Source organism: Nocardia sp. NPDC004604, from assembly GCF_040609795.1.
In the GTDB taxonomy this organism is placed as follows: Bacteria; Actinomycetota; Actinomycetes; order Mycobacteriales; family Mycobacteriaceae; genus Nocardia.
The window spans coordinates 1-12016 of sequence record NZ_JBEXLC010000209.1; the positions used below are offsets into that span (position 1 = coordinate 1).

Below are 12016 nucleotides of genomic sequence, written 5' to 3' on the forward strand. Positions count from 1 at the left end.
GACGAGTTCGTCAGACAGGCGGCGGCCACGCCGGATGCGGTCGCGATCGTGGACCCGGCAACGGATACTTCGCTGGCCCACCCGTCGCCCGACCACCACCCCTCATCGAGTCGCTCCGCGACGCTCACATATGCCGAATTCGGTGCGCGCGTGCACCGGCTGGCGCGTCGACTTATCGAAGCCGGTGTCGGGCCGGAAAAACTGGTCGCCCTGGGTCTGCGGCGTTCGGTCGACCTTGTGGTCGCGGCGTACGCGGTGCAGGCGGCCGGTGGCGGGTATGTGCCGCTCGACCTCGATCAGCCCGCGGAACGGATCGGCTATGTGCTCGATTCGGCCGCGCCGGTATGGGTACTGACAACCACCCGCGACAACTTCGACGGCACCGGTCTGCCCATACTGACGCTCGATGAGCTCGACCTGTCCGGATACTCCGACGAGCCGATCACCGATACCGAGCGGATCGCGCCCTTGCGGCCGAGCAACCCGGCGTACGTGATCTTCACCTCCGGCTCGACCGGTCGCCCGAAGGGTGTGACCGTGCCGCATTCGGCGGTGGTGAACCAGATCCGTTGGATCACTGCCGAATACAACTTCGGTACCGATGACATCGTGCTGTTCAAGGCCCCGGCGACATTCGACGCGTCGGTGTGGGAGTTGTTCGGTCCCCTGTCCACCGGTGGCCGGATCGTCGTCGCGAGCCCGGATGGCCACCGTGACCCGCAGTACCTGGCGGAAGTCATTGCGGCCGAACGGGTCACCATGACCTCATTCGTGCCCTCGATGCTCACCGTCTTCGCGGGAGCCGTCGACGGCTCCGCACTGACCTCGCTGCGCGCTCTGCTCGTCGGCGGTGAGGCCTTTACCGCCGACGCGGTGCAGGCAATTCGCAAGGTCAGCTCGGCCGAGCTGATCAACCTGTACGGCCCAACCGAATTCGCCGTAGACGCGACCCACAGTCGGGTGGCCGCGGAGATCCAGGGCGCGGTGCCCATCGGCCTGCCGGTATGGAATGCCCAGGCGTATGTACTGGATTCGCGGCTGCACCCGGTGCCATCGGGTGTCGCGGGTGAGTTGTACTTGGCCGGTGCGCAATTGGCGCGCGGCTACGCCGGTCGCGCCGATCTGACGTCGGATCGCTTCGTGGCCAACCCGTTCGGCGCGCCGGGTGCTCGCATGTACCGCACCGGCGACCTGGTCACGCGCAATGCCGACGGCTCGATCGGCTACCTCGGTCGCACCGACTTCCAGGTCAAGCTGCGTGGTCTGCGCATCGAGCTCGGTGAGATCGAAACCGCCCTCACCGCACACGATTCGGTCGCCCAGGCGGTCGCGCTGGTGCGCTCGGATGCCAGGACCGGCGATCAGCTGGTCGCCTACGTGGTGCCCGCCAACGGTGTCACGGTCGATGCCGGGGAGCTGCGGAGCCAGCTGGCTGAGCATTTGCCGTCCTATATGATCCCCGCCGCGATTGTGGTGCTCGCGGTCATGCCGCTGAACCCCAATGGCAAGCTCGATCGCCGCGCACTGCCCGAACCCGTCTTCGCGGTACGGGAATTCCGCGCGCCCTCGAACCCGCTCGAGGCCACCGTCGCCGATGTCTTCGCCGAGGTCATCGGCGTCGAGCGAGTCGGCATCGACGACGACTTCTTCAGCCTCGGCGGTAACTCGCTGCTGGCCGTCCAGGTCGTCAGCCGACTGCGCAAACTGACGGGCGCGCAGATCAAGGTCGCCTGGTTCTTCACCGAGCCAACGGTTCTCGGCATCGCCGAGCAGATCATCGCGGTACTCGAAGACGAACATGATTTCGAATCCAGCTCCGCGGCCGCACTCGGCGTGATACTCCCCATCCGCGCCACGGGTACGAGAGCGCCACTGTTCTGTATGCACCCGCTGGCCGGACTGTCGTGGTCCTACGCAGGATTGGCCAGGGTGCTCCCGGCCGATCAGCCGATCCTCGGCATCCAGTCGCCCGCGCTCTCCGAGGACGACTACCAGCCGGGTTCGATCGATGAGATCGTGCGCCGCTATGTCGCCGAGATCCGAGCGGTGCAACCGCAGGGTCCATACCGGGTGCTCGGCTGGTCGCTCGGCGGCAAGCTGGCGCACGCGGTGGCGACTCAGCTGCAGGCCGATGGCGCGCAGGTCGAGCTCTTGGCGATCCTCGATGCCTACCCCGGCGGCGACTTCACCGATTTCCGGACCCAGATCCGCCAGGCCTTCACCGAATTGGGGTTGGACCCGGCGGCACTGCCCGAGGCGGAGAACCTGCAGGAAATCGGCGACGAGGCGCTGGCCGCACTACACGCGATGGTCATCGGTGGGGGCCTGGACATGCTGACACCGGATCGGTTACGCCTGATCTATCGCACGGCGATGCGCACGGTCGAGCTGGAATCGCAGTACCGGCCACAGGTGTTCGAAGGGCGGCTCGAGTTCTTCATCGCCACCGGTGATGCCGAGGCACGCGCCGGGCGCACCCCCGCCGACTGGCAGCCTTTCGTTTCCGGTGAGATCATCGATCGCCCGATCGGGGTGACGCACGAGCTGATGACCTCGGCCGAAGCGTTGGACGAGATCGGTCCCAGGCTCGCTGAGCTGCTCGAAACCCCTGAGCGCAGGTGATAAGCCGGGAAACGCGGTTGGATCGTCAGCGTGAACAAGCGGCCAATGCGGTAACGATCGGCGTCTGACCATGCGATGCTTCTGAGTAAGCGCTGGGTGGGGAGCACTTTAGGGATTACAGGGTAGGTGAGCTCCTTCATGTTTCGGATGGTTGGACAACGTCGGCATGAGGAAGCGGTGAGCGCGTGACGCGCCAGGCACGCGTGCGACCGGCACGGGCACAGCGGACGCGAGTTATTACCCTGCCGCAGTTGATGGCGGCCGCCGTGGAGGCCGACCCCGGCGGCCCGGCCGTCGTATTCGCCGATGCGAACCGCAGTTCCGCGGGGCTGAGTTACGCCGAGTTGGATGAGCGTTCGACCAGGTTGGCCCGGCTGCTCATCGATCGTGGTGTCGGCCCGGAGGATCTGGTCGCCATTGCCATCCCGAGGTCGGTGGATTCGGTGCTCGCGGTGTGGGCGGTCGCCAAGACCGGCGCCGGATTCGTTCCGGTGGATCCGAACTATCCGCCGGAGCGGGTGGCGCATATGCTGACCGACTCCGGAGTGAGTTTCGGGCTGACGGTCAATGCGGTCCGCCGCGGCCTACCCGACTATGCCGAATGGCTATTGCTCGACGATGCCGTCACCGCGCAAGGGCTGCAGCGGTATCCGGTGGATCGGGTGACCAATCAGGATCGGGTGCGGCCGCTGCACGGCGCGCATCCGGCCTATGTCATCTACACCTCGGGATCGACCGGTGTCCCGAAGGGCGTGGTCATCACCCACCAGGGGCTATCCGGTTTCTGCGATGAGCAGCGCACCCGGTATCGGGTGACCAGTGCCGCGCGGACACTGCATTTCGCTTCGCCGTCTTTCGATGCGTCGGTGCTGGAATTGCTGCTGGCACTGGGGGGTGCGGCCACCATGGTGGTGGTGTCGCCGACCGTCTACGGCGGTGCCGAACTCGCCGCGGTATTGCGGCGCGAGCGGGTGACGCACGCGTTCGTGACACCCGCGGCACTGGCCTCGGTGGAGCCCGAGGGACTGGACGATCTGCGGGTCGTGGTGACCGGCGGTGAGGCGTGTCCGCCGCAGTTGGTGCGGCGCTGGGTATTACCGATCGCGGGCGGTTTGCTGCGCGAGTTCTTCGACGCCTACGGTCCGACCGAGGCCACTATCGCCACCAATGTCACCGCGCCGATGGTGCCCTGGGAGCCGGTGACCCTCGGCCCGCCGATTCACGGCATCACCGCCTACGTGCTCAACGATCGGCTGGTGCCGGTGCCGAATCGGGTGGTCGGCGAGCTATATGTCGCCGGGGCGCAGCTGGCCCGCGGATACCTCGGCCAGCGGGCACTCACCGCGGCGCGCTTCGTGGCCAATCCGTTCGAACCCGGCACCCGGCTCTACCGCACCGGTGATCTGGTGCGCTGGAGCGCGACCGGTGAACTGGAATACCTGGGCCGCAATGACTCCCAGGTGAAGATTCGCGGGTTCCGCATCGAACTCGCCGAAATCGACGCGGTGCTCGGCTCGTCGCCGAGCGTGGACTTCGCCGTGACCGTCGGGCACGAGCGCGACAGCGGAACCACCGTTCTGGTGTCCTACGTGCACGCGGCGCAGGGGTACACCCTCGATCCAGTGGAGTTGAAGGCGCTGGTCGAGCGGAAATTGCCCACGCATATGGTGCCCGCCTGCATCACCGTGCTCGACCGGGTGCCGCTGTCACCCATGGGCAAACTGGACCGCAGCGCATTGCCGGCACCGGTCTTCGAGGCCAAGGTATTCCGCGCCCCCTCGACACCGGTCGAGGAGATCGTCGCGGGCACCTTCGGCGATGTGCTCGGTGTCGCGCGCGTGGGTCTGGACGACGACTTCTTCGAGCTGGGCGGCAATTCGCTGCTCGCGACCCAGGTGACCGCGCGGCTGGATGCGGCGCTGGATACCGAATTGGCGGTCCGCGATCTATTCCACGCCGCGACGGTGGCCGCCTTCGCCGCGGTGGTCGAACGCACCGCCGGATCCGGCCGGGGTCGACCGCGCCTGATCGCGGGGGAGCGGCCGGAGCTGATCCCGTTGTCGCTGGCCCAGCAGCGGTATTGGTTCCTCAACCAGTTCGACACCGAGAGTTCCGCGGTGGACAACATTCCGGTCGCCGTACGCCTCTCGGGTGCGCTGGATATCCGCGCGCTCGGTCTGGCGATCGGGGATGTGCTGACCCGCCACGAGGTGCTGCGGACCACCTATCCGAGTGAGGGCGGGCGGCCGCATCAGGTCGTGCATCCGGTGCCGGAGAATTCCTTCGCGCTGGTGCCGACCGAGGTCACCGAGGACGAATTGGTCCCGCGGATAGTCGAATTCGCCGCCATGACCTTCGATGTCACCATCGAGGTGCCGGTCGCGATCGGACTGTTCCAGATCGCACCGCGCGAGCACGTTGTCGCACTGACGGTGCACCACGTCGCGGCCGACGGTGCCTCGATGGGGCCGCTGGCCCGCGATCTGATGGTCGCCTATGCCGCACGGGTGCAGGGGCAGCCACCGCAGTGGCCCGCGCTGCCGGTGCAGTACGCCGACTACGCGCTGTGGGAGCGCGAGGTACTCGGTTCCGAGGACGATCCGCAATCGCTTGCCGCACAGCAGATCGCGTACTGGCAGGCCAGGCTGGCGCAGCTGCCGGACCAATTGGAGCTGCCAGCGGATCGCCCGCGCCCGCCCGCACAGTCCTTCCAGGGCAGATCGGTCCGATTCGAGATCTCCGCGGATCGGCATGCACGGCTGCACGCGCTGGCACGGGCCAACCACGCCTCGCTGTTCATGGTCGTGCACGCGGCGCTGGCTGTCCTATTGTCTCGTTTGTCGGGCACCGACGATATCGCCGTCGGCACGCCGATCGCGGGTCGCGGTGAACGCGAACTCGACGATCTGATCGGCATGTTCGTCAATACCTTGGTATTCCGGACGCAGGTGCGGCCCGGCGATACCTTCGCCGAACTGCTCGCCGAGGTCCGGGAGCGGGATCTCGAGGCCTTCGCGCATGCCGATGTGCCGTTCGAGCGCATTGTCGAGGCGCTGAACCCGGTGCGCTCGATCGCCCGCAATCCGCTGTTCCAGGTCGGCCTTTCGTTCCAGAATCTGGCCGACGCCGGCTTCCAACTGCCCGGACTTTCGGTCGGCGCGGTCGATTTCGATCTGCAGTTGGCCAAGACGGACCTGCATATCTCGCTGGCCGATCGCTACGGCCCGGACGGTGCGCCCGCCGGGATCCTGACCGACTTCGGTTATGCCACCGACCTGTTCGACGAGACCACGGTGCAGGGGTTCGCGGATCGGTTCCTGCGGGTGCTCGATGCCGTCATCACCGATGTCTCGGTGCGCGTCGGTGAGATCGAACTGCTGGCCGTCGACGAGAGTTCGCGGATTCTGGCGGAGTGGAACGACACCGCACACACCATCGATACGACGGCGACCTTGGTATCGCTATTGGATGCGACGGTGGCGGCGGCACCGGATGCGATTGCACTGGTATCGGATCAGCCGGGCCGCAAACTCACCTACGCCGAACTCGACGCCCGGGCGAATCGCCTGGCGCGGTATCTGATCCAGCGCGGTGTGCGGCCCGAGGACCGGATTGCGCTGGGTATTCGCCGGTCGATCGATCTGGTCGTCGCCATGTACGCGGTGGCAAAATCGGGTGCCGCCTATGTGCCCATCGATCCGGATCAACCGGCTGAGCGCGTCGAATACATCCTGCGGACCGCGCGACCGGTCTGCCTGTTGAACACCGCCCACGACGGATTCCGCACCAATGTGGTCGATTCGGTGACGATCGACGATCTCGACCTGTCCCGATACCCGGACACGCCGGTCACGCCGCGCGAACGCCGTTGGCCACTACTACCGGCGAATACCGCGTACGTGATCTTCACATCGGGTTCGACCGGACAGCCGAAGGGTGTCGCGGTCTCGCACGCCGCGATCGCCAACCAGTTGCTGTGGGAGACGGCCGAGTTCGGCCTCGGCGTCGATGATGTGGTGTTGCTGAAGACGGTCGCCACCTTCGATCTATCGGTCTGGGAATTCTGGACGGCGGCGGTCTGCGGTGGCACCTTGGTCATCGCCGCACCCGATGGTCATCGGGATCCGGCCTATCTGACCGAGCTGACGGCACGCGAGTCGGTGACGACCTTGCATATTGTGCCGTCGATGCTGGATGCGATGTCGACCGGACAGCTGTCCCGATCGCTGCGCCGGGTGCTGGCGATCGGCGAGACGCTGCCCGTTTCGACTGCACAGCGGTTCCGTCGGGACAACGCCGCCGACCTGTTCAATCTGTACGGCCCGACCGAGGCCGCGGTATCCATCACCAGCCACCGGGTGACCGAAGCGGACACGGTATCGGTGCCGATCGGTGCCCCGGAGTGGAACAGCCGTGTCTACGTGCTGGATTCGCGTCTGCGTCCGGTGCCGGTTGGCGTCTCCGGAGAGTTGTACCTGGCCGGTGCGCAATTGGCGCGCGGATACTTCGGACGTGCGGATCTGACCGCGGAACGGTTCGTGGCCAATCCGTTCGAATACGGCGCGCGCATGTACCGAACCGGCGATCTGGTGGCCTGGAACGAACAGGGTGAGCTGGAGTACCACGGCCGCACCGATTTCCAGGTGAAGATCCGCGGTTTCCGCATCGAACTCGGCGAGATCGAGACCGCCTTGCTCGCCCGGCCCGAGATCGCGCAGGCCGCGGTGCTCGTCAAATCCGATTCGCGGATCGGCGACCGGCTGGTGGCCTACCTGGTAACCGCGACCCCGGTGGAGATCTCCGAGATCAAGGCGGCACTGAGTGCGGTGCTGCCGTCGTACATGGTCCCCAATGCCTTCGTGATGCTGGAAGCGTTGCCCCGCAATGCGAATGGAAAGCTGGATCGCGCCGCGCTACCCGGACCCGAGTTCGAGAGCCAGGTCTTCCGTGTGCCATCGACTCCGATCGAGGAGATCGTGGCTGGCGTCTACGGCGACGTGCTCGGCGTGCAGCGCATCGGGCGCGATGACGACTTCTTCGCCATGGGCGGTAATTCGCTGCTCGCGACGCAGGTGGCGGCGCGGATCGGCGACGCACTCGACACCAAGGTTTTGGTGCGGTCGGTCTTCGAAACGCCCACCGTGGCCGGACTGGCCGCCAAGGTCGAGACCCATGTCGGTTCGGGTCGGCGGCGACCGCTGCTGGCCGGATTGCGGCCGGAGCAGGTGCCGCTATCGCTTGCGCAGCTGCGGATGTGGTTCATCAACCAGTTCGATCCCAGTTCGGCGGCCTACCACATCCCGGTGGCCATCCGGCTCTCCGGCGAGCTGGATGTGACCGCGCTCGGCCTGGCCGTCGAGGATATGGTGACCCGGCACGAGGTGCTGCGCACCGTCTACCCGCAGACCCCCGACGGCCCGGTGCAGGAGGTGCTCGCCCCGAGCGAGGTGCCGATCGATCTGGTCCCGATTCCGATCGCGGAAGCGGTCGCGGCACAGGAGGTTCGGCAGATCGTCGCGGCAGGCTTCGATGTCACCGTCGAGGTGCCGTTCCGCGCCAGCCTGTTCCGGCTCGATACCGGTGATCACATCCTGGTCTTCGTGGCCCATCACATCGGCGCGGACGGCTGGTCGATGGCGCCCCTGGTCCGCGATGTCATGCTCGCCTACTCCGCGCGCAGTGCCGGTGAGCCGCCCGCGTGGGCGCCGCTGCCGGTGCAGTACGCGGATTTCAGCGTCTGGCAACGCAATGTGCTCGGCTCCGAGGACGATCCGGACAGCCTGATCTCGGCGCAGGCCGACTACTGGCGCACCGCGCTGGCCGATCTGCCCGATGAACTCAACCTGCCAACGGATCGCCCACGCCCGGCAATGCGAACCTTTGCGGGCGGGCGCACCGAATTCGCGATCGACCCGCAGGTGCATGCCGGTCTGGCGCGGCTGGCGCGCGAACACAACGCCACCATGTTCATGGTGGTGCACGCCGCGCTGTCGGTATTCCTGGCGCGCATGTCCGGCACCGGCGATATCGTCATCGGGACACCGGTGGCCGGTCGCGGCGCCGCCGAACTCGACGACATGATCGGCATGTTCGTCAATACGCTGGTGCTGCGGCTGGAAGTGCCCGGCGAGAGCACCTTCGGCGATCTGCTCGCCCGCGCCAAAGACACCGACCTACACGCCTTCACCCATGCCGACCTGCCCTTCGAGCGGTTGGTCGAGCTGCTGAATCCGCCGCGCTCAACCGCACGGCATCCGCTGTTCCAGGTGTCGATGTCGTATCTGAACCTGCCGACCAGCACCTTCGAACTGCCCGGATTGCGGGCGGACACCGTCGATTTCGCGGTCGATACCGCGAAATTCGATCTGTCGCTGACCATGTGGGCACCGGGTACCGCCGAGGACGGCCTGCGCGGTGAATTCAACTTCGCGCGGGATCTATTCGACGACCCGACGATCGAGCGATTCGCCGCACGGTTCAGCCGACTGCTCACCGAAATCGTCGCGCGCCCCGATACCCCGGTGGGTGACCTGCCGCTGCTCGACGCGGCCGAGGAGCGTGCGCTGACGCCGGTGCGGCGCGGTGCGACGCCCGCCGTCCGCCTGCTGCCGGACCTGCTGACCAGTGCCGTCGGCGACGATCCCGAGCATGTCGCGGTGCGCTCCGCCGGTCGCTCGATCACCTACCGCGAACTCGACGAATATTCCTCGCGGCTGGCGCGGGTGCTCATCGATCGCGGTGTCGGCCCGGAAAGTCTTGTCGCACTCGCCTTCCCGCGCTCCCTGGAGATGGTTGCGGCCTTCTGGGCGGTCGCCAAGGCCGGTGGCGCGCATGTGCCCATCGACCCGACCTATCCGGCGGAGCGGATCCGGCATATGGTGACCGACTCCGGCGTCGTGCTCGGCATCACCACCTCGACCTATGCGGAGCAGCTGCCCAACGGTTCGAGTGGAACCGCCTGGCTCGAGCTCGACGATCCCGCGATCCACACCGCGGTGGCCGGTAAGTCACCAGCACCGGTCGCCGATGCCGAACGGCTGACGACGCTGCTGCCGCAGCATCCGGCCTACGTGATCTACACCTCGGGCTCGACGGGTGTCCCCAAGGGCGTCACCGTCACCCACGTCGGCGTCGGCGGCGCGGTCGAATACGCGAGTGCCCTGTTCCAGGTCACCGCGAACCACCGCTTCCTGCATCTGTGCTCGCCGAGCTTCGATCCGTCGGTCCTGGAGTGGCTGTGTGCCTTCCGCAACGGGGCGACGCTGGTGATCGTGCCGTCCACGATTCTGGGCGGCCCGGAGCTGGCCGCCCTGCTGCGCACCGAGCGGGTCACCCACGCGATCTTCACCCCGGCCGTGCTCGGCACCGTCGATCCGGCCGGGCTGGACGAATTGCGATACCTGTCCTGCGGCGGCGATATCACCTCGCCGGAGCTGGTCGCCAAATGGCAGCCGGGGCGGCACTTCTGCAACGGCTACGGTCCGACCGAGGCGACCGTCGCCGCGTCGTGGAGCGAGATGGTCGCCGGGCAGCGCATCACCATCGGCGCGCCGGTGCCGGGAACGCCCATGCTGGTACTGGATTCGCGGATGCGCCCGGTGCCGCCCGGCGCGGTCGGCGAACTGTATCTCGCGGGCACCGCACTGGCACGCGGCTACCACGACCGTCCGACGCTGACCGCGGAGCGCTTCGTCGCCGACCCGTGGGGTCCGCCCGGTGTGCGGATGTACCGCACCGGCGATCTGGTGCGCTGGGTCGGCGAATCCGAGCAGTGGGAGCTCGAATACGTCGGGCGCGCGGACTTCCAGCTGAAGATCCGCGGCTTCCGCATCGAACTGGGTGAGATCGATGCGGTGCTCACCGGCCACGACGACGTCGAATTCGCCGTCACCATCGGCCGGGAAACCGCGACGGGTGAAAAGATCCTCGTCGCCTATGTGCTCGCGACACTCGGCCGAACCATCGATACCGCCGAACTCACCGAATACGCGGCGCGCAGCCTGCCGCGGCATATGGTCCCCGCGGCCATCGTGGTCCTCGACGCAGTGCCGGTGACCCCCGTCGGCAAGATCGATCGCGCGGCCCTGCCCGAACCCGAACTGGCCCAACGCCCCTACCTCGCACCGTCGACACCGCAGGAACAGGCCGTCGCCGGGGTATACGCCGAGGTGCTGGGCATCGACCAGGTCGGCGCCGACGACGACTTCTTCGCGCTCGGCGGCAGTTCGCTGCTCGCGATGCGCGCGGTGGGCAAACTGCGCGAGCTGACCGGCATCGCGGTCCAGGTGCAGTGGTTCTTCACCGATCCCACCGTCGCCGCCCTCACCCAGCGCCTCATGGCGGCCGATGAATCCGGGGACCACGACTACGGATTGAACGCCGAAGCCGCCCTGGACGTGCTGCTGCCGATCCGGCACGGCACCGCGGCACCGCTGTTCTGCATCCATCCGATGGCCGGATTGTCCTGGTGTTATACCGGTCTCGCGCAGCATCTGCCCGCGGACACCCCGATCTTCGGTGTGCAGTCACCCGCACTCTCCGAACCGGATTTCCTGCCGGTTTCGGTGGACGCGATCGCGCGCCGCTATGTCGAGGAGATCCGTGCGGTGCAGCCGGATGGTCCCTACCGGCTGCTGGGGTGGTCGCTGGGCGGTTCGCTGGCGCACGCGGTCGCGGTCGAATTGCAGTCCGCCGGTGCCGAAGTCGCATTGCTGGCCATGCTGGACAGCCGCACCGGCGGCAGTATCGCCGACTTCTGGGCGGAGCTGCGCTCGGCCTTCGCCGAGCTCGGCATCGGCCCGGAGCAGTTGGGCGACAGCAATATCCGCAACCTCACCGAAGAGACCCTCGCGGTCCTGTATGCCAGCATCCCGCCGGAACTGGCCCTGCTGACCCCGGAACGTCTGCGCCAGTGCTACCGCGGCGCGGTGCGCTCGGTGGAACTCGGCATCAACCATCAGCACAAGGTCTTCCACGGCACGCTCGACTTCTTCAGCGCCACCGGCCACACCGCCGAATCCCGGGCCTGGCGCCCCTATGTCGACGGCACGATCACCGAACATCAGATCGCCGCGACCCACGAGCTGATGACAACCCCCGCGGCGTTCGCCGAGGTCGGCCCGGTCATCGCCGCCTTGCTCGCGGAAAAGCCCCAGCTTCCGGTCGCGGACGACATCGAGCACACAGCGGTGCCGGTCGACGAAAGCTCCACGGCATCAATCGAATCCGACGCCTTCACCGATACGCCCGCGCCGGTCGAACCAGAGAACGCGGGTTCAGTCGAACACGAGCATGCGGCCGGGTTGCAATCGCAGCGGAGATCCGCTGCGTATCGGTTCGCTCAAGTCGAATATCGGACACACCTCCGCCGCAGCCGGCATCGGCGGTGTGATCA

Annotated in this window: 2 protein-coding genes and 1 pseudogene; all 3 read left to right on the top strand. The window is 67.0% G+C overall.

The features are described 5' to 3' along the window. Positions 1-2622, top strand: a 2622-nt coding sequence (locus ABZW16_RS40405; RefSeq protein WP_354961440.1) for an amino acid adenylation domain-containing protein, incomplete at its 5' end; no start/stop codon positions are given. Positions 2623-2876: 254 nt separating this feature from the next. Beyond that, positions 2877-11297 (top strand): annotated as a pseudogene (locus tag ABZW16_RS40410) (amino acid adenylation domain-containing protein); the annotation flags it as partial. Between the two features lie 616 nt (positions 11298-11913). Beyond that, positions 11914-12016, top strand: a 103-nt coding sequence (locus ABZW16_RS40415) for a hypothetical protein (RefSeq protein ID WP_354961441.1), incomplete at its 3' end; no start/stop codon positions are given.